22 protein-coding genes are annotated in these 24,339 nt (G+C 62.2%); 8 read left to right on the plus strand and 14 right to left on the minus strand.

All coding sequences use genetic code 11. The annotated features are described in order from the left end of the window. Positions 1–17 precede the first annotated feature (17 nt). From smpB to DWB67_RS05825, 3 genes are all read left to right on the plus strand, one after another. Positions 18–491 (plus strand): SsrA-binding protein SmpB, encoded by a 474-nt coding sequence (gene smpB, locus DWB67_RS05815; RefSeq protein WP_119806596.1) that lies wholly within the window; start codon positions 18–20, stop codon positions 489–491. Positions 492–558: 67 nt separating this feature from the next. Continuing rightward, positions 559–1,413: a 3-mercaptopyruvate sulfurtransferase gene (gene sseA / locus DWB67_RS05820; protein WP_119806597.1), complete on the plus strand. Its 855-nt coding sequence runs from the start codon at positions 559–561 to the stop codon at positions 1,411–1,413. Between the two features lies 1 nt (position 1,414). Beyond that, complete coding sequence (locus tag DWB67_RS05825) at positions 1,415–2,596, plus strand: amino acid aminotransferase (protein WP_119806598.1); 1,182 nt, start codon at positions 1,415–1,417, stop codon at positions 2,594–2,596. Between the two features lie 67 nt (positions 2,597–2,663). On the opposite strand, the gene DWB67_RS05830 is transcribed toward DWB67_RS05825, so the two are convergent. The 3 genes from DWB67_RS05830 to ubiA all read right to left on the minus strand — a co-directional run bounded on the left by DWB67_RS05830 (position 2,664) and on the right by ubiA (position 6,172). After that, entirely contained in the window at positions 2,664–2,993 is a 330-nt protein-coding gene (locus tag DWB67_RS05830; protein ID WP_119806599.1) for a hypothetical protein, read from the minus strand. Continuing rightward, positions 2,990–5,170, minus strand: coding sequence for an OmpA family protein (locus DWB67_RS05835; protein WP_119806600.1), 2,181 nt, complete (start codon positions 5,168–5,170; stop codon positions 2,990–2,992). Before DWB67_RS05835 ends, DWB67_RS05830 begins: the two co-directional genes overlap by 4 nt. Before the next feature lie 63 nt (positions 5,171–5,233). Then, positions 5,234–6,172: a 4-hydroxybenzoate octaprenyltransferase gene (gene ubiA / locus DWB67_RS05840; RefSeq protein ID WP_119806601.1), complete on the minus strand. Its 939-nt coding sequence runs from the start codon at positions 6,170–6,172 to the stop codon at positions 5,234–5,236. Positions 6,173–6,187: 15 nt separating this feature from the next. On the opposite strand from ubiA, the gene DWB67_RS05845 reads away from it, so the two are divergent. Together DWB67_RS05845 and DWB67_RS05850 are read left to right on the plus strand one after the other, a co-directional pair. Continuing rightward, on the plus strand, positions 6,188–6,913 hold the full coding sequence (locus tag DWB67_RS05845; protein WP_119806896.1) for a 16S rRNA (uracil(1498)-N(3))-methyltransferase: 726 nt from the start codon (positions 6,188–6,190) through the stop codon (positions 6,911–6,913). A 184-nt stretch (positions 6,914–7,097) separates the two neighbouring features. Further along, positions 7,098–7,289, plus strand: a complete 192-nt coding sequence (locus DWB67_RS05850; protein WP_119806602.1) for a DUF1127 domain-containing protein — start codon at positions 7,098–7,100, stop codon at positions 7,287–7,289. An 85-nt stretch (positions 7,290–7,374) separates the two neighbouring features. Here the strand turns inward: DWB67_RS05850 and DWB67_RS05855 are convergent, their stop codons facing one another. From DWB67_RS05855 to fsa, 5 genes are read right to left on the minus strand one after another with little or no spacing between them, the layout of a single operon-like run. Further along, positions 7,375–8,244 (minus strand): 50S ribosomal protein L11 methyltransferase, encoded by an 870-nt coding sequence (locus DWB67_RS05855; RefSeq protein ID WP_119806603.1) that lies wholly within the window; start codon positions 8,242–8,244, stop codon positions 7,375–7,377. Continuing rightward, on the minus strand, positions 8,244–8,819 hold the full coding sequence (gene msrA, locus DWB67_RS05860; protein ID WP_119806604.1) for a peptide-methionine (S)-S-oxide reductase MsrA: 576 nt from the start codon (positions 8,817–8,819) through the stop codon (positions 8,244–8,246). Before msrA ends, DWB67_RS05855 begins: the two co-directional genes overlap by 1 nt. A 57-nt stretch (positions 8,820–8,876) precedes the next feature. Continuing rightward, positions 8,877–9,809 (minus strand): tyrosine recombinase XerC, encoded by a 933-nt coding sequence (locus DWB67_RS05865; protein WP_119806605.1) that lies wholly within the window; start codon positions 9,807–9,809, stop codon positions 8,877–8,879. After that, positions 9,806–10,486 (minus strand): DUF484 family protein, encoded by a 681-nt coding sequence (locus DWB67_RS05870; protein WP_119806606.1) that lies wholly within the window; start codon positions 10,484–10,486, stop codon positions 9,806–9,808. Before DWB67_RS05870 ends, DWB67_RS05865 begins: the two co-directional genes overlap by 4 nt. Positions 10,487–10,516: 30 nt before the next feature. Next, the gene (gene fsa, locus DWB67_RS05875) at positions 10,517–11,170 is read right to left on the minus strand and encodes a fructose-6-phosphate aldolase (protein ID WP_119806607.1); all 654 of its coding nucleotides are present in this window, start codon (positions 11,168–11,170) and stop codon (positions 10,517–10,519) included. A gap of 128 nt (positions 11,171–11,298) precedes the next feature. On the opposite strand from fsa, the gene DWB67_RS05880 reads away from it, so the two are divergent. Next, the gene (locus tag DWB67_RS05880) at positions 11,299–13,491 is read left to right on the plus strand and encodes a primosomal protein N' (protein ID WP_119806608.1); all 2,193 of its coding nucleotides are present in this window, start codon (positions 11,299–11,301) and stop codon (positions 13,489–13,491) included. Positions 13,492–13,494: 3 nt separating this feature from the next. On the opposite strand, the gene DWB67_RS05885 is transcribed toward DWB67_RS05880, so the two are convergent. The 3 genes from DWB67_RS05885 to DWB67_RS05895 form a co-directional block, all read right to left on the minus strand. Further along, positions 13,495–14,439 carry a lytic transglycosylase domain-containing protein gene (locus DWB67_RS05885; RefSeq protein WP_119806609.1) on the minus strand — a complete coding sequence of 315 codons (945 nt, stop codon included), beginning with the start codon at positions 14,437–14,439 and terminating at the stop codon, positions 13,495–13,497. 46 nt (positions 14,440–14,485) lie between these two features. Next, positions 14,486–15,307, minus strand: a complete 822-nt coding sequence (locus DWB67_RS05890) for a hypothetical protein (protein ID WP_119806610.1) — start codon at positions 15,305–15,307, stop codon at positions 14,486–14,488. 139 nt (positions 15,308–15,446) lie between these two features. After that, a complete protein-coding gene (locus DWB67_RS05895; protein ID WP_119806611.1) occupies positions 15,447–16,349 on the minus strand; it encodes a L,D-transpeptidase in 903 nt (300 codons plus the stop codon). 434 nt (positions 16,350–16,783) lie between these two features. On the opposite strand from DWB67_RS05895, the gene DWB67_RS05900 reads away from it, so the two are divergent. After that, positions 16,784–18,433 (plus strand): MFS transporter, encoded by a 1,650-nt coding sequence (locus DWB67_RS05900; protein ID WP_119806612.1) that lies wholly within the window; start codon positions 16,784–16,786, stop codon positions 18,431–18,433. 42 nt (positions 18,434–18,475) lie between these two features. On the opposite strand, the gene DWB67_RS05905 is transcribed toward DWB67_RS05900, so the two are convergent. Continuing rightward, the gene (locus DWB67_RS05905) at positions 18,476–20,134 is read right to left on the minus strand and encodes an NAD+ synthase (protein ID WP_119806897.1); all 1,659 of its coding nucleotides are present in this window, start codon (positions 20,132–20,134) and stop codon (positions 18,476–18,478) included. A gap of 123 nt (positions 20,135–20,257) precedes the next feature. On the opposite strand from DWB67_RS05905, the gene DWB67_RS05910 reads away from it, so the two are divergent. Beyond that, positions 20,258–21,736 (plus strand): 2-isopropylmalate synthase, encoded by a 1,479-nt coding sequence (locus tag DWB67_RS05910; protein WP_119806613.1) that lies wholly within the window; start codon positions 20,258–20,260, stop codon positions 21,734–21,736. Positions 21,737–21,807: 71 nt separating this feature from the next. Here DWB67_RS05910 and DWB67_RS05915 read toward each other — a convergent pair whose 3' ends face one another. Beyond that, complete coding sequence (locus DWB67_RS05915) at positions 21,808–22,875, minus strand: YcjF family protein (RefSeq protein ID WP_119806614.1); 1,068 nt, start codon at positions 22,873–22,875, stop codon at positions 21,808–21,810. Further along, the gene (locus tag DWB67_RS05920) at positions 22,872–24,242 is read right to left on the minus strand and encodes a YcjX family protein (protein ID WP_119806615.1); all 1,371 of its coding nucleotides are present in this window, start codon (positions 24,240–24,242) and stop codon (positions 22,872–22,874) included. Before DWB67_RS05920 ends, DWB67_RS05915 begins: the two co-directional genes overlap by 4 nt. Positions 24,243–24,339: the final 97 nt, after the last annotated feature.

A 24,339-nucleotide genomic window follows, 5' to 3' on the forward strand; every position in this document is an offset into this window, starting at 1 on the left:
GCCTATCTGACGATGCTATGGCCAAGGATGACGACAGCAAGAACTATAAGGTGATCGCCGAGAACCGGCGCGCACGCTATGATTATTTCATCGAGAGCGATCTCGAGGTGGGCATCATGCTTACCGGATCCGAGGTAAAATCCCTGCGGGTCGGTCAATCCAACATCGCCGAAAGCTATGCCTCGGTCGAGGATGGCGAGCTGTGGCTGATCAACGGCTATATCGCGCCCCTGCTGCGTGCCGGTGTGTTCGGCCATGATGCACGCCGCCGTCGCAAGTTGCTGGTCAGCAAACGTGAATTGTCGCGTATGTGGCAGGCCACGGGCCGTGAAGGGATGACCCTTGTTCCGCTGGTCATGTATTTCAACCATCGCGGCATGGTGAAGCTGAAAATCGGCATCGCCAAGGGCAAGAAAAACCACGATAAGCGTGAAACCAGTGCAAAACGTGACTGGGGACGCCAGAAACAGCGGCTTCTGAAGCAAGGTTAGGCCCTTGCGGCATTGCAGCGCAGCCTTCGGCCCTGTAAATCAGGGCGGCGCAGCAAGGGGGGCCGCAATGCAGGACGATCCGAAGACACTGGTTTCGACCGATTGGTTGGCCGCGCATCTGAACGACCCCGATCTGCGGATTATCGACGCCAGCTGGCATATGCCCGACAGCGGCCGTGACGCCCGCGCCGAATATGACGCGGCCCATATCCCTGCCGCCCGTTTCTTTGACATTGATGCAATCAGCGACAAACGCAGCACGCTGCCGCATATGGCCCCGCCGGTCGAAATGTTCATCAGCCGCATGCGTGCAATGGGCATTGGCGACGGGCACCAGATGGTCATCTATGACAATTCCGACGTGCACAGCGCCTTTCGCGTCTGGTGGACCATGCGGCTGATGGGCAAAACCGATGTTGCCGTTCTGGATGGCGGTTTTGCCAAATGGCGCGCCGAAGGGCGGCCTGTCGAAGATATGCCCCTGATCCTGCGCGACCGCCATATTACCGTCCAGCGACAGGCGGGTCTGGTGCGCGACGTGACGCAGGTCGCCTCGGCCAGCAAGCTGGGCGATCACCAGATTATCGACGCCCGCAGCGCGGAACGTTTCAGGGGCGACCAGCCCGAACCCCGCGCTGGTATGCGTGCGGGTCACATTCCCGGATCGCGCAATCTGCCCTGGCCGCAAATGTTTAACGCAGATGGCACGATGCTTGACACAGATGCCCTGCGCGCCCTGTTCGATGCCGCCGGCGTCGATCTGACCCAACCCGCCATCACCACCTGTGGCAGCGGCGTCACGGCGGCAATTCTGTCGCTGGCGCTGGAACGGTTGGGGCACCGCAACCACGCACTCTACGATGGCAGCTGGACCGAATGGGGCAGCTTTGCCGACCTGAACATTGCAACCGGAGACGCCTAAGATGCTGTCTAACCTTAAAGCCCAAGCTCCTGACAAGATCCTGATGCTGATCGAAGAATTCAAGGCCGACACCCGACAGGGCAAGATCGATCTGGGCGTCGGGGTTTATAAGGACCCGCAGGGCGTCACGCCGGTCATGCGCGCCGTCAAAGCTGCCGAACAGCGCATCTGGGAAACCCAGACCACCAAATCCTACACCGTGCTGGCCGGAGAGGCGGAATACCGCAATTCCATGGCGCAAATGATTCTGGGTGAGGTCCCTGCCGACCGTCTGGCATCCGTCGCGACGGTGGGTGGCACAGGCGCCATCCGTCAGGCGCTGGAACTGGCCCGTATGGCAAACCCCGATGTCACGGTCTTCGTGTCGAACCCGACATGGCCGAACCATCTGTCGATCATGAAATTCATGGGCCTGCCCATGGTCGAATACGCATATTTCGATGCCGAAACGCGTGGCGTTGATTTCGAGGCGATGAAGGCCGATCTGGCAAAGGCCAAAAAGGATGACATCGTCCTGCTGCACGGTTGCTGCCACAATCCGACCGGCGCGAACCTGACCATTGAACAATGGGCCGAGGTTGCAGAGATTCTGGAAAAATCCGGCGCGATCCCGATGATCGATCTGGCCTATCAGGGCTTTGGTGACGGTCTGGACGCCGATGCTGCGGGCACGCGCCTGATCGCCTCGCGCCTGCCGCAGGTGCTGATTGCCGCGTCATGCAGCAAGAACTTCGGCATCTATCGCGAACGGACAGGCATTCTGATGGTGCTGACCAATGACACCACGACGCGCGATATGACCCAAGGGTCGCTGGCCTTCCTGAACCGCCAGACCTATTCCTTCCCGCCTGATCACGGTGCGCGCATCGTCGGCACTATCCTGACCGACAATGATCTGCGCGCCGATTGGGCCGCCGAACTGGAAGACGTGCGTAACACCATGCTGGGCCTTCGCACGCAGCTGGCATCTGAATTGCGCCAATTGTCGGGCAGCGACCGTTTCGATTTCATCGAACATCACCGCGGCATGTTCTCGCGCCTTGGCGCGACGCCGGCGCAGGTCGAAACGCTGAAGCGTGATGCAGGTATCTATATGGTGGGTGATTCGCGTCTGAACATCGCCGGTCTGAACAGCGACACCGTGCCGGTTCTCGCACGCGCTATTGTCGAAGCAGGCATCTGACGCCATTCACGATGCCAAAAGAAAAGGGGGCAATCAGCCCCCTTTTTTCATGTCCTGATCAAAGGCTTTAGCGATGGGCCAGTTTGGCCTCGATGTAATCGCGCAATTCCTCGACTTCGGTCCGGCTGTCGCGCAGTCCCTCCATCGCGGCGCGGGCTTCGGCATTCGCACCGGCCAGTTGCGATGACAGCGTCGCCTCGCGCTGTTCCAGCAGGGCAATAGCGCTGTCGCGCTGTTCCTCGGCCTCGTGTAGTTGTTGGGCCATGTGATCCAGTTCCGACATATCGGCGCGCACAGGGCGGGCGATACGGTGAACCAGCCAGCTTGCAATCCATCCCAGAAGAAATGCGCCGAACAGGATAACGGCAGTGACGGCGATAAATTCGGAACGGTTCATTCGGTCTTCGCTTCGTCTTGGGCCGCGGCACGATCGGCAATATCTTCGGGGCGTGCGCCGGGGCGGGGCGTATTCTCGTCTGCGGTCTGTACGGGCACCCTAAGGTTTTCTTCGCGTTCGTCCAGCGTCTGGAACTCTTCACTGACGCCGATGGTCATGGGGGCCATATTGGGCGTATCACTGATGCGCGGCAATTGCGGGCCCTGCATTTGCGGCGCGGGCGTCACGACAGGCAGGTTCGGTCCCTGCATTTCCGGCAGGTTCGGCCCTTGCATCTGCGGTGCAGCGGCGGGCGTTTCGTTTTGCTGACCGGTAATACCGGTCACCGGCGCGGGGGTTGGGATCGCATCGCCGCGGACGGGGTGGGGTGACAGCAGGCGAAATTCGATGCGGCGGTTGGCCTCGCGGCCTTCTTCCGTCTCGTTTGATTCGATGGGCTGGCTTTCGCCATACCCGCGCGAGGTCATATTGGTGACATCAATGCCCGCCCCATGCATGGCTGTCACAATGGCTTGTGCCCGCCCGCGCGACAGTTCGGCGTTAAACCCTTCCGAGCCTTGGCTGTCGGTATGGCCGCCTGCCTCGATCTGGAAGTCGGCGCATTCGGTCATTGCCTGCGCCAGCCGGTCCAGCGTGGGGGCGGGATCACCGGCAATGGCGGATTTGCTGGGTTCGAACCCGATCTCGCTTTCCGACATCACGGTGTTCAGGCTGGCCACGCATTCCTCGCCGTTTGGCAGGCCAAGGGCAGGGTCCATCCGGCGGTCATATCCGATGGACAGCGAATAGCGCGCGCCACCGCCCAGCCGTTCCGACAGCAGGGCCGCGGCGTGATCGGTGGCATTGGGGTCGCCCGACATGCCGGCCACGGTGACCAGATCGGGGGTGACCTGCACCGTGCCGGTCTGCAGGGCGTCCATCGCCTCAAGCGCGGCGATCACGCGCACCGTCCAGCCGCCGGGCACATTTGCATCGCTGCGCAGTCCGCTTTGCGTCACATCGAAGCGCGATGTCGCAAAACTGTCCACCGCCTCGCGCATTTGCTGGTCGGCGATGCGACCTTGCATCGACAGGCTGCCGTTTTCCGTCAGATTGGCGGTGAAACGGGCCGGGCCCTGATCGCGGGGCTGGGCCTTTTCCAGCGTGGCGTTCAGTGAAAATACTGCCGGAAGGGTGTTTTCCAATTCCCCCGCCACAGCGTCAAATCGGGCAGGATCGACGGTTTCGGGGATCACCAATGCAACATCTGCATCCGAAATCGTCACCTGACCTGCGCCCAGCTTGCCCACGGCAGCAATCGCCACCTCGGCTGCGGCACCCCATTCGGGCGATGGCACGCCAAGCCCCAGAACACAGCTGGCGGCACCTTCCATCCCGACGTTGCGGGCCGCTTCCACAATGCGGTCGCGAGCGGCGTCATCATCCGCGGCGCAAGTGTCGAAATGCGGGCCGTCCGCGTCCATGACAAAACGCAGCGTAAAGGGGGCAATCACCGGTCGCGGCGCTGAAATTTCGGTCTGCAACCGCACGCCTTTGGGCAGGATACGCTTCAGGTTTGCTTCCAGCTGGCCCTTGTCTTCGCGTGTTTTGGCAAGGGCAGCGACCAGCACATGCCCCGGCTCGATCGAGATTTTCGCCTGTTTTGTCATCTGCGCGGCATCCATGCCGAATTTGATCGCCGCGTTCCAATTGTCGGGAACGGGGTAATCGGCACTTTCCAGCAGATCGGTCACCTGATTGCCCTGCACGTCGCTGCGCAGAGTCCGCAAGATCGCCTCGCGGTTGGTGGATGCGGGGACAAGTCCGATCAGGGAAATGCCATCGTCATTGCGCAGCAGCTCGACCTTGAAATCGGGGGGCGTCATGGCATCCACCGCAGCAACCGTCATTTGGTCGACAATCCGGCTGGCATCGACGACGGTGGCGGCCTGTGTCATGGCGCGGAAACGCTCGACCTCGGACGGGGCGGTGCCGGTCAGGCGGACCCGCAGCCCGTCGGTGGACACCTGCGCCCAGTCATACCCCGAGGTCCGCAGCGCCAGCCCGACATCCTGCGCTGCGCGCTGTTCGATAAAGGTGGCAGCGGCCTGTGCGCCGACCCATGACAGGCCACCGGCGCCGCCCAGGACAAGTAATGTCGCCAATGTCGTCGAGATTTTGCGGCGCGAGGATGGCATGCGTTAAAAACCTTGGGCTGTTGCAAGCCTGCAACGTCTAGCGGGCAGTACGGCCCCGCGCAATCATGCCGCGCCGGCGATGGCAAGAAACAGCGTAAGGATCAGCCCCGCGTCGCGGTTGGACCGGAACAGGCGAAGGCAGCTATCCCCCTGATCGGGATCGAAATTCTTAAGCTGCCACGCCAGATGCAGGCCAAATCCGGCAAGTCCTGTCCATGCTATCAACAGATTGCGACCGGTCAGGGCGATGGCGATCGCCAGCACGATGACCGCCAGAATGGCAAAGCCGGTCAGGATGCGGGGGCTGTTGTCACCAAACAGGCGGGCGGTGGATTTGACGCCGATCATGGCGTCATCCTCGGCGTCCTGATGGGCATAGATGGTGTCGTAAAAGATCGTCCATGCAATCGCACCCAGCCATGCCACGACAGGGGCGGCATCAACGCGGCCCATATGCGCGGCATAGGCCAGCATCACACCCCAGTTGAAGGCCAGCCCCAGAAAGATCTGCGGCCACCATGTGAACCGTTTGGCAAAGGGATAGATGGCCACCAGCGCCAGCGAGGCGACGCCCATCCAGACCGCCGCCCATCCCAGCGTCAACAGGATCACCAATCCCAGCAAGCCTTGTGCCGCCAGCCACAGATAGGCCCCGCGCAGGGTCACTTGACCCGATGGCAGCGGGCGCGAACGTGTCCGCGCGACCTGTGCGTCGATATCGCGGTCGGTGATGTCGTTCCATGTGCAGCCTGCGCCGCGCATGACGAAGGCCCCGATGGTGCAGGCAATCGCGATCCACAGGTCGAACCAGCGCGGCGCATCGGCCATCATTGCCAGCCCGACACCCCACCAGCAGGGCAACAACAGCAACCACGTCCCGATGGGACGGTCGGCGCGTGACAGCCGCAGCCACGGGCGTGTGGCGGGCGGGGCATAGCGGTCCACCCAATTTCCCTGCGGCGCGTCGATGACGGCATCTGGCCTTTCGGTCTGGCTTTGCATAGCGTCGCACCTATCATGGCAAAAATCAGACTTTACATAGATCACCCTCTGGTCGCTGGACAACCCGTCCCGCTGGACCCCGGTCAGGCACATTATCTGTCAAGTGTCATGCGTTTGCGCGTTGGCGACCGTATCCGCGTCTTTAACGGGCAAGACGGCGAATGGCTGGCCGATCTGGAACAGGTGTCCAAACGCGGCGGCAGTGTGCTGCCGGTGGAACAATCCGGCCCGCAGGTCAGCCCGCCCGACCTTTGGCTGGTCTTTGCGCCGATCAAGAAGGCCCGCACCGATTTCATCGTCGAAAAGGCCGCCGAAATGGGGGCGGCCCGCATTAAGCCGGTGCAAACGGGGCATACAAACGCCGACCGCATCCGTCAGGACCGCCTGCAGGCCCATGCCATCGAGGCTGCCGAACAATGCGGCGGCACCTTTGTGCCAACGGTTGATGACCTGACGCCGCTGTCGCGCCTGTTGCAAGGCTGGGACCCCGAACGGCGGATCCTTTGGGCGGATGAGGCTTTGGCAGGACCGGCCCAGACGCTGGCGGGACTGGCAACAGGCCCATGGGCCATCCTGATCGGCCCCGAGGGGGGATTCTCGGACACGGAACGCAGCCAGTTGCGGCAATTGCCCTTTGTGACCCCTGTCAGCCTTGGACCGCGAATCCTGCGTGCCGATACGGCAGCGGTTGCGGCTTTGGCGCTGTGGCAGGCGGCCTTGGGGGACTGGCGGCAGGATTAAGCGACGACAATCGACGATTCGTGACGCGATTGCGACATTTATGGCGTAAATCGCCCGTTAGCTGTTGCACATACCGCATAGCGGCAATGTCCCTTTGAGGCCTACTCTTTGCACGTTGCGTAAATTATCTACTGCTTATCCGAAAACTGCCCGACGATAGGGCAATCTGAAAACAGGTGATAAGATGACGACGATCGAAACGAACCGCAGCGCAGCTGTTGGTGGCATTGGCAACATCGTCGCGCAATTCATCTCGTTGTTCGCAACGTGGAACGATACCCGCGTTACGCGCCGCGAGCTGGGCCGTCTGTCCGACCGCGAGTTGGACGATATCGGTCTGTGCCGTGGCGACATCGAGCGGATTGCGCGCGGCTGATAGGCCATTTGCAAATCCCAAGACGAACGAACCCCCGGAAGCTGACGCTCGCGGGGGTTTTTTCATGTCTTAATGTTGGCCGGGATCAGGCGCGGGTCATGACCAGCGTGGTCCAATCACCCTGATCGTCACGGCGGTCCAGCGTAAATCCGGTCGTGCCATAGGCTGCGACAACCTCGTCTGCCTGTGTCGTCAGAATGCCCGACAGAACGATCTTACCGTTCTGGCTGACATATTTGCCCATATCACCGGACAGATCGATCAAGGGTTGTTTCAGGATATTGGCCAGAACCAGATCATAGGGGGCTGCCTGATGCAGGGTCGGATGGTCAAAACCTGCCGCCTCCATACAGACAACGCGACCGTCCAGTCCGTTGGCAATGACGTTGGCGGCAGCCGTATCAACGGCAACGGGGTCGATGTCGCTGGCCAGCACGGTCACATGCCACAAACGTGCGGCCCCCATGGCCAGAACCGCCGTACCGCAGCCGATATCGGCCACGCGGGTGGGAACAAAGCCTTCGGTGGCCAAGCGGTCGACAGCCTCAAGACAGCCCTTGGTCGTATTGTGATGGCCAGTGCCGAAAGCCATCGCCGCCTCGATCCACAAGGGTTCGACCCCTTCGGGGATTTCGTCAGCATTATGGCTGCCGTGAACATAGAAACGTCCGGCAACGACCGGCGTAAGTTCGCGGCGGACGTGGGCGACCCAATCCACTTCGGGCAGTTCGGAAATGGCAAAAGGTTCCGCGCCATGGGCTGCGGCCAGAATCGCCAGTGAAATCTCGTCGGGGCTTTCGGTGAAATAGGCACCGACTTCCCACCGTTCCGATCCATCCTCGATTTCGAAGATGCCGGTTCCGACGGGTTCCGGGGTCAGTTCCTCGCAGGCTTCGGCAAGGGCTTCGGCGGCTTCGCGGCCGGGCAGGTGGGTCAGCGCAGTGTATGTTGGCATTAAATCGTATCCGGGTTGGGCATGGACGCCTCTACTCCGGTCCCTTTCAGGCCGCAATAACCGTCGGGGTTCTTTTCCAGGTATTGCTGATGCGCCTCATGGGCGGGCCAGAAGGGTCCGGCGGGGATGATGCGGGTGGTGATTTCGGGAAAGCCCTGAACGGCCAGCCGGTTGTTGAAATCAGCTTTCGATGCTTCGACGGCACTTTCCTGCGTTTCGGAAAAAGTCATGATCAGGCTGCGATACTGGTTCCCGATATCATTGCCCTGACGGTCGCCCTGCGTGGGGTCGTGGTTTTCCCAGAACAGCTGCAGCAGATGGTCATAGCTGACAAGCGAGCTGTCATAGATAATCCGCACAACCTCGGCATGGCCGGTGTCGCCGCGCTTGACCTGTTCATAGGTCGGGTTCTGGACATCGCCACCGGCAAAGCCCACCTCGGTCAGCCAGACGCCGGTCTGTTTCCAGAACAGCCGTTCGGCACCCCAATAGCAGCCCATCCCGAAGATGGCCTGATCATATCCGGCGGGGGCGTTGACCCCAAGGGGGCGGTCAAAAATCGCGTGGTTGGTCATTTCGAAAGCCTTCTTTTCAATATGTTGTCCAAGGAACGCTTGCGGCGTCCTGCGGGTTCACCCGCGTGGATGGGCCGATCGATAAACAGCCATCAACTGCGCGTCGTCAATACCGGTATAGACCTGCGTGGTGGACAGGCTGGCGTGGCCCAGCAATTCCTGAATTGTCCGCAAATCCCCCCCTGCGGACAGCAGATGCGTGGCAAAACTGTGGCGCAGCGCATGGGGTGTGGCCGATGCCGGCAACCCCAATGAGGCGCGCGCCTTGCGCATGGTTCCCGCAATCGCCCCGCCGCTAAGGCGCTTGCCACGCACCCCGCGGAACAGGGGCTGATCGGCAACCAGCCCCCAAGGGCTTTGAGCCAGATAGTCGGCAATCGCATCACGCGCGACCGGCAGGACCGGCACCTGACGTTCACGCCCGCCCTTGCCACGGATCGTCAGGGCCGACGGAAAAGGCCAGTCGCTGCCCTCCAGCGCCATTGCTTCGGAGATCCGCAAACCGCTGCCCCATAACAGGGTCAGAACGGCGGCGTCACGGGCGGCGATCCATGGCGTGTCATGGGTGGCGACCTGATCCAGCGTGTCTTGCGCCTGATCGGGGGTCAGCGGACGGGGCAGGGACCGCGCGTATTTCGGGCTGCGGGCCGATAGTGCGGCGGACAAGTCGTATCCCTCGCGGTCCGACAGCCAGCGCAGGAAGCTGCGCACCGCCGATTGTCGTCTTGCCAAGGATCGAGGACCAAGGCCGCGCCCGCGTTCGGATGCCGAAAAGGCCCTCATATCGGTCTGGCGCAGCATTCCCAGCGAATTGGGGGTGGCGGGTTCGCCATGATGGTTACCGATGAACCGCAGGAAAGCGATCAGATCGGCCTGATAGGCGGTGATCGTATGGTTGGAACGGTCACGGGTTGCGGCTTCGGTTTCCAGCCATCGCGCCAAGGCGTGGCTGGTGGCAGGGGCCAGTGCCAGCAGGTCAGGATTGCTCATCTTTTCAGGCGGTCCAGAAGGACCAGCCGGAACACCTGCGCGAAAAAGCGCAGCAGGTCGGTCCCATGGGCGGGCATAAAGCGCGTGGCATCGGCGCTGCCCATCAACAGCATGGCCCGCGGCATGCACGTGCCCAGATCCAAGGGCAGCAGCGCCTCGGACCCGACGGTGCGCGAATGGAGGGGGCGGGTCAGCACCAAAGCCGCGCGCAGCACGATATCGTCACCACGCGGCGTGCGACGGCCGGCATGCAGGATGCTGTCCATCGCGCCTTCGGGAATGACCAATACGTCTTCGGGCAGGGCCAGATCATGCGTCCCCTCGACCACCAGCCGCAGGGTTTCCACGCGCAGCAGGGGGGCAATATCCGATTGCAGCCCGTTGACGAAATCGGCCAGATCAGCCGTTTCCAGCAGGCCAATCACGGCACGGTGCAGAACCGCCATGCCGGACTGGTTGTCATAGGCGGCGGCAATGACGCTTTCATGCGTCGCCTCCAGCCGGTTCAGGCGGGATTCCAGCGCCTGCATGGCGCGGCCACGTATATCGATGACATTGGCCCCGGTTTCCGCTTCGTGGGTGGCGACAAGGGCGCGCATGACATCGCGGTCTGCCAGCAGGTCTTTCGGACTGGCCAGCAGCCTGTCGCGGATATCCTGTTCCAGACCATCGCTCATGCCGTTAACCCCTTGTCGCCGTTTTTAGTTTCAGCCGATCTTCTGACCGGTCTGTGCCCAATCCGCAGTGAACTGTGCCAGACCCTTATCGGTCAAGACATGGTTCGCCATTGCCTTAATGACCGACGGCGGCGCGGTGATCACATCAGCGCCGACTTTGGCAGCATCGACGATGTGGTTCACGTTGCGGATCGAGGCGGCCAGAATTTCGGTTTCATAGCCATAGTTGTCATAGATGTCGCGGATATCTGCAATCAGCTCCATCCCGTCCAGATTGATATCGTCCAGACGGCCGATGAAGGGGCTGATGAAGGTCGCACCGGCTTTGGCAGCCAGCAGGGCCTGCGCCGCGCTGAAGCACAGCGTTACATTGACCATATAGCCTTCGTCGGTCAGCGCGCGGCAGGCCTTCAGACCGTCCCAGGTCAACGGAACCTTGACGGTGATGTTTTCGGCGATCTTGGCAAGATGCTTGCCTTCGCGGATCATGTCGTCGGCCTTTTCAGCAACCACTTCGGCGCTGACGGGGCCGTCAACCAGATCACAGATCTCTTTGGTGACTTCTGTGATGTCACGGCCCGATTTCAGAATGATCGAGGGGTTGGTTGTGACACCGTCCACCATTCCCAGATCGTTCAGTTCCTTGATGGCAGCAACATCGGCGGTATCTACGAAGAATTTCATGGCCGGCTCCTCTTACACGGTTCAGCAGGGTCATACGATATGTGGCGCGTTGCGGAAAGGGAAACAACCCCTGCCGCGGGGCTTGCAACTGCGCGCGTCGGGCGTACTTATCGCGAGTGATGAATGACATGCCCGCCTTTTTTGCCCCTCGCGCCCGCATTGCGGTCCTGACCTGTGAACCGGTGGGGGTGTTGGACTATCTGTCGCCCGAAAACGGCGTGCGCCAAGGCCAGCTGGTGCTGGTGCCACTGGGCCCGCGCCGCGTGCTGGGGCTGGTTTGGGGCGAAGGGATGGGCGATTTCGATCTGGCCAAGCTGCGCCCCGTCGCCCGCGTGCTGGACGCTGAACCCTTTTCGGCGGGTTTCCTCGATTTCCTGACCCGCGCCGCCGATTATACCCTGACGCCATTGCCGCTGATGTTGCGTATGGCGACCCGCGCCCCCGATCTGGACCAGCCGCCCGCTGCCCGTCGTGCGATCGTGCCGGGAACAGCGCAGCCCACCCGCGTGACCGAGGCCCGCGCCCGTGTCCTGCAAGTGGTCGATGACCATGGCGGTGCCAGTTTCGCAGCATCGGAACTGGCACAACTGGCGGGCGTCGGCACATCGGTCGTCAAAGGTCTGGTTGCCCAAGGTGCTTTGGCCGAAGTCGAGGCGCCGCGCGATCTGCGCTATCCGCGGCTGGATCCGATGATGTCGGGCAAACCACTGGCCCCCGACCAACAGGATGCCGCCGATGCGATGCGCGATAAGATCCGCGCCCGCAGCTATGGCACCACTCTGCTGCGCGGCGTCACGGGGTCGGGCAAGACCGAAGTCTATCTGGAGGCCGTCGCCGAATGTCTGGCCCAAGGTCGTCAGGCGCTGGTCCTGTTGCCCGAAATCGCGCTGTCGTCGGAATTTCTGGACCGGGTCGAGGCACGTTTCGGTGCCCGTCCCGGCGAATGGCACAGCGGCATCACCCGCGGCGAACGCCGCCGCTTGTGGCATATGGCTGGAAAGAATCAGGTTGGGCTGGTCGTCGGTGCCCGTTCGGCGCTGTTCCTGCCCTTTGCCGATCTGGGCCTGATCGTCGTCGATGAGGAACATGACAGCAGCTATAAACAGGAAGACGTGGTCTTCTATAGCGCCCGCGATATGGCAGTGCTGCGGGCATCCATCAACAAGTCGCAGGTGGTGCTGGCCTCCGCGACGCCCAGCCTTGAAAGCTGGGTGAATGCGGCCAGCGGCAAATACACCCGTCTGGACCTGCGATCGCGCTATGGCGAGGCCGAGCTGCCGCAAATGTCCGCCATCGATCTGCGGTCCGAGGCGATGGAGGCTGGCCGCTGGATTTCCCCCACCTTGGCGCGAGAGGTCGAGGCGCGTCTGGCCAAAGGCGAACAATCGCTGATGTTCCTGAACCGTCGCGGCTTTGCGCCGGTAACGGTCTGCCGCGCCTGCGGCGAACAGATCGGCTGTCACCAATGCGATGCGCGGATGGTGGAACACCGCTTCCAGAACCGCCTTGTCTGTCACCAATGCGGTGAAACCCGCCCTATTCCAGTAGCCTGCCCGTCCTGCGGGGTCGAGGGCAAGCTGGCCCCCATCGGCCCCGGTGTCGAACGCATCGCCGAGGAGGTCGCCGCCCGTTTCCCCGATGCCAAGGCGACGGTGCTGTCATCGGACCTGTTCCAGTCGTCGCGCGCGTTGAAAGAGGCGATTGCCCAGATCGCAGATGGCGATACCGACATCATCATCGGCACCCAGATCGTCGCCAAGGGTCACAACTTCAGCCGTCTGACGCTGGTCGGCGTGATCGACGCGGATTTGGGCCTGCAAGGTGCGGACCTGCGCGCGGCCGAACGCAGTTTCCAGCTGATGCGGCAGGTGGCGGGCCGTGCGGGCCGTCAATCGGGGGCTGCGCCGGGGGTGGCGATGCTGCAAACCCACCAGCCCGACCACGCGGTGATCCGCGCCATTCTGTCGGGACAGGATGAACAGTTCTGGGACGCCGAGGCGGCGGGCCGCCAAACCGTGGGTATGCCCCCCTTTGGCCGTCTGGCGGGGGTGATCCTGTCGCATCCCGACCTTGGCGTCGTCAGCGATTTCGCCCGCCATCTGGCAACGCTGGCAGAACCTTTAGTGCAGGCGGGGGCCGAGCTGTGGGGACCTGCGCCTGCGCCCATCGCGCGGGTGCGGGGGCGTCACCGCATGCGAATGCTGATCCGCGCGCCGCGACAGGCCCCGTTGCAAAGCGCGATCGCCGATTGGCTGGCGTTGGCGAAGCCGCCGACCAACCTGCGGCTGTCGGTGGATGTCGACCCGCAAAGTTTTCTGTAACGGTCAGTTCTTCAGAACGATACAGCGCCCGCCAACCCGCTTGAACCGGTTGCAGAAAGAGGCAGCAGCGGTTTTGGAATCATAGCCGATCTGCGCCGTATAGACCGCCTTTGGCATGCCGTTCATCCGCTTGCGGACATAGCCGACGCTTGCCCCTTCATCCAGAATCGGACGCAGCGTGCGGTTCAGGCGGGCGACCTGTTGTGCCGCACCCGACCTGCTGGGGTGGCTGGCCACGATCACACCCCACGGAAAAACACGCGGCTGGGTGTTGAATTCACGCAGGCTGCGATCACCTGCCATCTTTTCGCAGGCGGGGCGGAACGCCATGTCATCAGCCAGCGCCAGCTTCAGTTCGTTTTCAGCAGGGGGATTGTCACGCCAGCGATGGGCGCCGAAGCCGGTGATGGATTCAACATAATCGATGGTTTCATAGGGCAGGGTAGTTTGCTGTTGAACAAATCGCGCCGCGCGGTTTTCCCCGCCGTTATAGGCAACGGCAGCCAACCCGATATTGCCAAAGCGGTCCGCCAGATTGCCCAGATACCACGCCGCCTTATGGATCGCCTGTGCGGGATTGAAGGGGTCGTCCAGCCAGTAAAGATCGGCGGTGCCGGGCATGAATTGTGCAATTCCAAGGGCACCCGCGGGGCTGACAGCGGATGGTTCGAACCGGCTTTCCTTCCACAGAAGGCGGGCCAGAAACGCCGGGTCCAACCCTTGTTCCGAAGCATTGCGTTCGATCAGCTTACAAACGTCAGCGGCGTAAAAATCCTTGCGGATGCAATCGCGACCATCATCGGTGCAGCGCCTGTCTTCGGAGATTTTGCGGGGGGGCAGCCCTTGATAGGCATCAACAGCCGCCCGCGCCCAAAGTCCCGACGCCGATCCCAATGTCACCCCGCAGGTCAGGGTGATACCAAGAAGGGCTTTCAGAAATCGGCGCATGGTCGTGTACTCTCGTCCGCGACGCAATGCGCCTTATTCCGGCGGATTATTGGCTTTTTTTCGCTTCGGCGCCAGTCCCCTTGCCTTTGCCGGGTTTGGAGGCCTTCGTTTTGGCGGCCTTAGGTTCCTTGGCGGGGGCGGCCGGTTCCTCTGCGGCCAGACGGGCTGTTTTGCGTTCAGCGCGTTCGGCCTGCTTTTCGGCCTGGCGTTCCTCATCTTTTTCCGCTTTGCGCGCAGCGCGACGTTCCAGTCGTGCCTGTTCTTTTTCAGCGTCCTTCAGGGCCTTGCGTTCGGCCCGACGCGCTTCGCGTGCCGCCTCTTTTTCGGCTTTGCGGGCGGCTTGCTTGATGGCTTTTTCGGCTTCGGTCAATGGCATGATACGTTTCCTCGTTACTGTGTCGTTTTCTGCATCCGAAGGGGCTGGGATGGCAGGGGCGGATACTTTTGCTGCGCGGCTGACCACGCGATGCGGTTCAGTGCGCAGGTCGGTCTTTCGCGCATCGGTTGATTTTCGTCCGCCTGAACTGCGGGTGCTGCCTGCCGCTTTGCGCCGCGCCGGTGTCGCAGCGGGAAGTTTGGGGGGCGTTGCCGGCATGACCTTGACCGTCGTGGTGGTCGTTGCGGTAAGCTTGCGCTTGCGTCGTTCCACATCGACCCGCCGGATGGCAGCATGAAGCAGAGTAACTGTGGCGGTATCATTCGAGGGTGCGGCAGCCAGTGCTGCTTTTTTTGCCGCGCGCAAATTGTCCAGCAAGTCCAGCACCGCATCATCGTCAAGCCGCGCTAGGGCAGGCTGGCGACTGCTGACAGTCAGGGACAATTGATCCGTGGTCAGAATATCCTGTTCACGCTGGGCGTAATTGGGCATTGCAAAACTCTTGATGCGAACCGGTCCATGGTACCGGTCAACATTGCCCATAGATTGGCTTTTTTGCAATTGGAAAGACCCCGGTTTGCACCGGGGTCCCTGATAGTTGCCAAACTGCCGAAAGCAGTGGCGGAGGGTCTTACTGGCCGGGCACGGCACTTTCGACGGGGGACACGAAGGCCGTGTCGGTCGTCGCATAGGGGTCGGTCACCAGCGATGTATCGACTGAGGTCATCGGCATCGACGCATAGGGGTCCGACGCAGGCTGGCTGCTGGTGAAGGACGCCGTGTCGGGCGTAGCAATCGCAGCGACCTGGCTTGGGGCGGCTGGTTCTACATAGCCTTCGGGCGTTTCGGCCATGGGGCCTTCCATACGCAGGCTGTCGGCTTCCGAACGCACGATAACTTTGGTGCCGGTCGGAATTTCCGCGAACAGGTCGATCACGTCCTGGTTGAACATGCGGATGCAACCGGCCGAGGTGGCTTTACCAATCGACGAGGGGTCAAGCGTGCCGTGGATACGGTAATAAGTGTCGACGCTGCCCTGATACAGATAGAGCGCGCGCGATCCCAACGGGTTCTGCATACCACCGGGCAAGCCGTTGGCGAACTGGGAATAAAGCTCCGGCTCGGTCCGCAGCATGTTGTCGGTCGGGCGCCAGCTGGGCCAGGCCGCCTTGCGTGCGATCGTCGCGCTGCCTTCAAAGCCTTTGCCTGCGCGACCGACGGCCACGCCATAGCGCATTGCCTGCCCGCCGGGCTGGACGTGATACAGAACGCGTGCATAGGGGTCGACGACAATCGTGCCGGGTTCTTCGGTGCCGTTATAGGCGACCAGCTGGCGCTGGTTGCGATCGGTCAGATAGGCTGCGCGAACTGCGGCGATGTTGATCGGGTTGCCGTCCGGACCCTGATCGACGCGGGCCTTATAGATGTCGGGCACCGTTGCGGATTGCTGCGTTACCGGTGCAGCCGTTTCCTTTGCAGGGGTACAAGCAGCCAAACCAAGGGCTGCCGCAGTAAAGAGAGGGGCGAGGCGCATCGTTGCTTAATCCTTGTTCATCGTCGGAGCCGACGGCAGAGTCGTCCCGAAGCAGCGAAAATATTTCCATCACGCGGACATGCAGTCACGTCCCGTGATTCATCCATTGTTCCATGGGCACAGGGCCCGTCATACGTCAAGCCTTCTGCGTGGTTCGTCCAATCGTCGCGACAATACGCCAGTGGCTCTGTTGCGCCTTGGTCTCAGCTTGATCAACTTTATCTCCAACGGGAACAACATCACGTGTAGAAAGGTTTCATCGCCAGTGCGTCAAACTGCATAGGATGGGCCAAGGGAATCGCAGATTGACGGGTTTGCCGTGTATATGCGCAGCTGTCGGCGGCATTCGACACGGGGCTTGAATGGCGGTTGCGGCTTTCCTGTTGCACGTGATGGCGTCCAAGCATGCCTGATTGCCTGACCAGAAAGATGATATGCCTGTAAAGACCTCTGAACCCGCAAAATCCGGCAAGGCACTTGCACCGCTGTCCTATCCCGATTTCCGCCTGCTATGGAGCGCCACTCTGGTGTCGAATTTCGGCGGTCTGGTTCAGGCGGTGGGGGCAGCCTGGCTGATGACCCAGCTGACCGACAGTGCGACACTGATCGCGCTGGTGCAGGCGTCGAACACCCTGCCGATCATGTTGCTGGCCATCGCATCGGGCGCCTTGGCAGATATTTTCGACCGCAAGACGCTGTTGATGGCGGCCTTGTGTTTCATGACACTTGTATCGCTTGCCTTGGCGGCAGTGGCCTATATGGGCGGACTGACCCCTTGGGTGCTGTTGGGGTTCACGTTTCTTCTGGGCGCGGGGCAGGCGCTTTATAACCCGCCGTGGCAGGCCAGTGTCGGTGATCTGGTGGCCCGCAAGGATCTGCCTGCGGCGGTCAGCCTGAACTCGGTCGGCTTCAACCTGATGCGCAGCGTGGGTCCTGCGGCGGGCGGCTTTATCGTCGCGGCCTTCGGGGCGGCAGCGGCATTTTCGGTCAATGCGCTCAGCTATCTGCCGCTTCTGGGGGCGATGGCGCGGTGGAAGCCGCAGCTGGCCCCCCGAGTTACCACGCCCGAACCGTTTATGGCCGCCATGGGGGCTGGCCTGCGCTATGTCGCGCTGTCACCGAACCTGATGCGCGTCATGATGCGTGGGGCCCTGTTCGGGTTTTCCGCCATTGCCGTTCTGGCCCTGCTGCCCTTGGTGGCCAAAAGCCACCCCGAGGGCGGGTCGCTGTTGTTTGGCGGTCTGCTGGGTTGTTACGGCGTCGGCGCAATCGGCGGAGCGTTGTTGAACCCGCGTATCCGTGCGCGAATGAATAACGAACATATCGTCCGCATGGCCTTCGCAGGCTTTGCCATCGCGGCGCTGGTGCTGGGACAGACAGATTCGGTCTGGCTGCATGCCTTGGCCATGTTGCCTGCGGGGGCGTCATGGGTGCTGGCATTGTCGCTGTTCAATGTGACGGTTCAGCTGTCGACCCCGCGTTGGGTCGTGGCGCGGGCCTTGGCGCTGTACCAGACCGCAACTTTTGGCGGCATGGCTGCGGGGTCATGGGTCTGGGGCGGCATTGCTGGCGCGCATGGACTGCATATTGCGCTGACGATGGCGGGTCTGCTGTTGTTGTGCGGCGCGGCATTGGGCATCTGGTTGCGTGCACCCGAATTTGGCGCGGTCGATCTGGACCCTGCCAACCGCTTTCAGGAACCCGCGCTGCGTCTGGATCTGCGGGGCAGGTCCGGTCCGATCATGGTGATGGTCGATTACCGCATCAACCACGACGATGTCCCCGAATTCCTGCGCCTGATGCAGCAGCGTCGCGCAATCCGTCGTCGTGACGGGGCCCGCGGCTGGGCGTTGCTGCGCGATCTGGAACGCCCCGATTACTGGAGCGAAAGCTATCATATCGCGACATGGGACGAATATGTCCGCCACAACCTGCGCCGCACCAAAACCGACGCCGAGGTGACGACCCTGCTGCGTGCCCTGCATCAGGGCGAAGGTGATCCCGCCGTCCACCGCATGATCGAACGCCACAGCGTCGGGCCGCGCGACGATGTGCCCTTGGTCGGCAAGATGGAGATTCCGTAAGTATCTTCCGGACCCTGCAACCGAAGGGTCCGGAAGCCTTATTTACAGCTTGTCGCGCCAGCGGTTGACCAGCGGATAGCGGCGGTCCAGCCAGAAGGCACGGGTCGAAATCCGCGGGCCGGGGGCCGCCTGATACCGCTTCCATTCGCTGATATAGAGCAGCTTTTCGATATGGCGCACGGTGTCGGCGTCAAAGCCCTGTGCCACCAGATCGGCCAGTGCCAGATCCTTTTCGACCAGCCCTTCCAGAATGGCATCAAGGATTTCATAGGGGGGCAGCGAATCCTCGTCCTTCTGGTCGGGGCGCAGTTCGGCTGAAGGGGGCTTGCTGATGATGCGGGGCGGGATCACCTCACCCGCGTTCCCCAGCATCCAGTCGCGGTGGTTCCGGTTCCGCCAGCGGCAGGTTTCAAAGACGCGGGTCTTGTACAGATCCTTGATCGGGTTATAGCCGCCCGCCATATCGCCATAGATGGTGGCGTAACCGACCGCGACCTCGGATTTATTGCCAGTGGTCAGCAACATTTCCCCGAACTTGTTGGAAATCGCCATCAGCATGACGCCGCGCAGGCGGGACTGGATGTTTTCCTCGGTCGTGTCGGGTTGCGTGCCCTCCATCAGATGGGCCAGCGCGTCGCCGACCGCATCGCGTGCGCCTTCGATGTGGACGGTATCCAGCCGTGCCCCGATGCGCGTGGCGCAATCGGCGGCATCATCCAGACTGGTCTGCGAGGTATATTCTGAAGGCAGCATCACGCAGCGGACGTTTTCCGGGCCGATGGCATCGGCGGCGATGGTGGCGACCAATGCGGAATCAATACCGCCGGACATGCCCAGCAGCACTTTCTTGAAGCCCGACTTACGCAAGTAATCGCGCAGGCCGAGCGTCATGGCAAAGTAATCCTGTTCCCATGCATCAGGCTGGATGGCCATATCGCCAGCCTGCGCGACCCAGCCATCATCGCCACGGATGAAATCGACATGGGCGATGGCCTCTTCGAACGCCGGAAGTTGGACGACCTTCTTGCCGCCGGGGTTCAGCACAAAGCTGGCCCCGTCATACAGCTGGTCATCCTGACCGCCGACCATATTCACATAGACCAGCGGCAGGCCGGTTTCGACCACACGGCCCACCATATGGCCCATCCGCAGGTCCAGCTTTTCGCGGTGATAGGGGCTGCCGTTCGGGACGACCAGAATCTCGGCCCCCGTTTCTTCCAGCGTTTCGGCAACGTCGGGATACCAGCTGTCTTCGCAGATCGGCGATCCGATCCGCGCGGGGCCGACCGGATAGGGGCCGCTGATCGGGCCGCTGTCAAACAGGCGCAATTCGTCGAACAATTGCTTATGCGGCAGGTGATGTTTTAGCACCCGCGCCACCAACGCCCCGTCGCGGAACACGAAATAGGCGTTGTAAAGCGCACCGTTTTCCATCCAGGGCGCACCGATGCCGATGGCCGGACCGCCGGTCAATGAGGTTCCCAATTCCATCGCGGCATCAATGGCCTGCTGTGTGAAGGCAAGTTTCAGCACCAGATCCTGTGTCTGGTAACCGGTGATGAACATTTCGGGCAGGGCCAGCATATCGGCACCGGCGTCGCGGGCCTGTTCCCATGCATCGCGGGCTTTTGCAGCATTGCCGGACAGATCGCCCACGGTGGCGTTCAACTGGCCGATGGTCAGGCGGAAGCGTTCGGTCATGGTCTGATCCCCTGTGGCTTGGGGTCGGGAATAAAGGATCATGGCGCGAAGGAAAAGTCGCCCTTTGCGCGCGGGGCCTTGCTGGGGTAAACCTTCGGTCAAAACACCATGAGGGCACAGGCGATGAAAGCGGCAACTCGGGCGGCGACGACAGTGGGCGCAGTGGCGTTGGCACTGATGGGCATGACGGCGCAAGTGGGTGCCCAGGTCATCACCAAGCAATATGACGATGGCGGTGTCTATGAGGGCACCTTCCGCAACGGGTTGCAGCATGGCCGCGGCAGCTATGTCCTGCCGAACGGCTACAGTTACGAAGGTGACTGGGTCGAGGGCCAGATCATGGGGCAGGGCCGCGCCGAATTTCCTAACGGGTCGGTCTATGAAGGCCAGTTCGCACGCGGCAAGCCCGATGGTCAGGGCAAGATCACCTATGCCGATGGTGGCACATATGAAGGCGCTTGGGTCGCGGGTGAAATTACCGGCGAGGGCACGGCCACCTATGCCAATGGTTCCGTTTATACAGGACAGTTCGAAAAGGGCCTGCATCACGGCAAGGGCGTGCTGAACCAGTCGAACGGCTATCGCTATGACGGGGACTGGGTGTCGGGCGTGAAGGAAGGGCAGGGCCAGATCACCTATCCCGATGGGGCGACCTATCAGGGCGGCATGCTGGCCGGACAACGCGCGGGTAAAGGCAAGCTGACCATGGCCGACGGTCTGACCTATGACGGTGTCTGGGCTGCGGGGCAGATGTCGGGCAATGGCGTGTTGATCCAATCCACGGGCGACAAATACGAAGGCGCGCTGGAAGGCGGGCGGCGTCAGGGCAAAGGCGTCGCCACCTATGCCAATGGCGACGTCTATGACGGCGAATTCGCGCAAGACCGTCGCGACGGGCAGGGGACCTTCACGGGTGCCGATGGCTATGTCTATGTCGGGGAATGGTCGCAGGGCCGGATGGAGGGACGGGGCCAGATCACCTATCCCGACGGGTCCATCTATCTTGGTCAGATGCGCGCCGACCGGCCCAATGGCAGCGGCAAGATCACCTATGCCGATGGCTCGACCTATGAGGGCCAGTGGTCCGAAGGTGTGATCGAAGGCGACGGCAAGGCCAGCTATGCCAATGGAATGGTCTATGAAGGCAGCTTCCGCAATGCCCGCAATGACGGGCAGGGGCGCATGTCCTATCCCGACGGTTACGTCTATTCCGGTGCTTGGAAAGACGGGCAGCGCCACGGCGAAGGTCAGGCGACCTATCCCGACGGCACGGTCTATACCGGCAGCTTCGTCAATGGCGTCCGCGAAGGTCAGGGCCGTCTGACAACCCCCGACGGCTTTATCTATGACGGCGGCTGGAAGGGTGGCGAAATTGACGGCGCGGGCATTGCCACCTATGCCAATGGCGACAAATACGAAGGTAATTTCGCCGCTGGAAAGCGTCAGGGTGAAGGTGTCATGCGCTATGCCACCGGTCAGGTCGCATCGGGCGAATGGCAGGATAACCGCCTGATCAAAGCGGATGAAAAATCCGAAGGTGACGTGCCCGCCGACGGTGCCGCAACGCCCCAATTACCTTCCGAAAGCACCAGCCAGCCGTAAAAATTTCAAAGCCCCGTCGGATCAGGGGCGGGGCTTTGAACATCCTGATGGTCACATCGGGTCACGCGGCCTCATCGGTCCTGATCATCATTTCCGAACAAACCGCGCAGGCCACGGCTGACCAGATTGCCCACTTTGGGGCGGGGCTGGGCGATGAAGGGCAGGGGGCGGCAAACCTCCATCGCGGCGATGCCGACGCGGGCGGTCAGGGCGCCATTGACCAGACCTTCACCAAAACGGCGCGACAGCTTGGCAAGGATACCGCCGCCTGCGACGGTATGGATCAGATCATCACCCGCCGCGACGGCACCCGTGGCGATCAGATGCGTCATCACCGTGCGCGCCAGACGCCAGCCGCCGACAGCACCGGCGCGGCCGCCGTAAATCTCGGCCATGCGGCGGATCATGCGCAGGTTCGCGGCAAGGGCGGCAGCGACATCGGCAAAGGCCAATGGAACCAGTGCGGTGGTGGCGGCCACGGTGCGGGCGGCGGCCTCGATCTCGCGCCGCGCCAGTTGGTCCAGGGGGGCCAGCAGTTCAGCCTCGGCCAGAGTCAGCAGGGCTGCGGCGTCAAAGGTTTCGGACCGGCGTTCGGCCAGACGCTGGCGCTGCCATTCCATTTCGGGACGCTTGGCATAAATGGTGACCAGTTGATCGGTGACCAGCTTGGCCTGATCGAAGCTGTCATCGGCCAGCGCCGTTCCCGCACGGCGTTGCAGCATGTCGATCTTGGCAAAGCGCCGCCACGCCCGCCATTCCCGAAATGCCATCCCCAGACAGGCCAACGTGAACAACCCGAACAGCGTGATCGCGATCCACCCAAGCAAGGGATAGCTGACCATCAGCCCGTTGATGAAATCCAGCGCAGCAACCCCCAGCAGGAAGGTGAACAGTGCCACGCCGGTGTTGATGAAGAACCGCGTCATGCGCGATGGCGGGCGACCGACAAGGCGGGTCACCATCTCCATTGTGCGGGGGCGGGGCAGGGGCGCTGTCGGTTCGTCGATGGCGGGGGCATCGGCGGGGTTGGGGGCGTCATCCGCGCTGTGTTCGACATGCGGCGCACGGGCAGCGTCGCGCACGGGTTCGTCAAGTTCGATCAGGACGGGGCCGCGGGGGCGTTTGGGCTGGTTGCTCACAGGCGGTCTCCGATCAGGAATTCGGCGGCGCGGTCCAAGCGGATATGGGGCGGTCCGTCACCGGGGCGCGTGGTCAGGGGGGCGGGGGCGAAATTCATGATGGCGTAATCTGCGTCCAGCCAGGCATCCGCCTCTGCCCGCGCCGGATGCAGCAGCATCGAGGGATCGGTCGGCAGTTCGCCGGGATAAAACGCCGCCTGCCGCCCGTCCAGCAAGCGGCCGCGCACGACGGGCAGTTCGTCGTCGCCCTGGCGGATCATGTCTTCGGTCGTGGCACGCAGGGCGGCAATCGCCATCGCCTCGGTCCGGGCACCTTGGAAATCGGCGCGGTCGCGGGCGTCGCGCAGCATGGATGACAGCACCGCTGTCAGCCGGTTGTGCTGGATGTGATGCAAGTGGTCGGCCTTGGTCGCGGCGAACAGGATACGTTCCACCCGCCGTGTCCCCAGCAGCTGCGCCAGCCAGCCCGCGCGTCCGGGGCGGAAGGCGCTCAGGATGTCGGCCATGGCGCGGCGCATGTCCTCGACCGCGCGGGGGCCTTGGTGGATTGCGCCCAGCACATCGACCAGCACCACCTGCCGGTCGATACGGGCGAAATGGTCGCGGAAGAACGGTTTCACCACGCGCGATTTATAGGCGTCGAAGCGGCGGCGGAATTCGCGGCCCAGTTTGCCGCCCTGCAATTCGGGTGGCAGGGGTGCAAAGGTCAGGGCGGGCGATCCCGCCATTTCACCGGGGATCAGGAAGCGACCCGGTGTGCAATCGGACCAGCCTGCGTCACGCGCGGCATTCAGATGGGCGGTATAGATGTCGGCCAGTTGTTGCGCCTGCGGTTCGGCAAAATGATCGGCGGCTTGGACCTGTGACAGGGCAGTACGGAATTGGTCGGCACCGGGACGTCCGTCGATGCGGTCAAAGACCTCGGCCGACCAAGTGGCGAAATCGCGGTCCATCAGGCGCAGGTCCAGCAGCCATTCGCCCGGATAATCGACAATATCCAGATGGATGACACGCGGGCCACGCAGGCTGCCGAACAGCCCGCCCGATTCCATCCGCAATGACAGGCGCAGCTGGCTGACATGACGGGTGCCATCGGGCCAATGCGGTTCGGGGCCGGTCAATGCGGCCAGATGGCGTTCGAAGTCAAAACGCGGGATGGTGTCATCGGGCTGGGGTTGCAGCCAAGCCGCCTTGATACGCCCGTCCGAGGCTGCACGCAGCGCCTGCATCCGCCCCCGTTCCAGTAAATTGGCCACAAGCGAGGTGATAAAGACCGTCTTGCCCGCACGGGACAGGCCCGTCACCCCGACCCTGATGACCGGATCGCCAAGGCCCAGCCCTTCGATCATGTCGCTGCCGATGCCCATGCTGCCCCTCCGGTCTTATCACTGCGGCTTAACGCCTTTGGCCGCAGGATAGGTCCGCGGGGTGGGGAAAGTCACCACCCGACATGGTGATTGCACC

This window comes from Paracoccus sp. JM45 (assembly GCF_003590715.1).
Classification (GTDB): Bacteria; Pseudomonadota; Alphaproteobacteria; order Rhodobacterales; family Rhodobacteraceae; genus Paracoccus.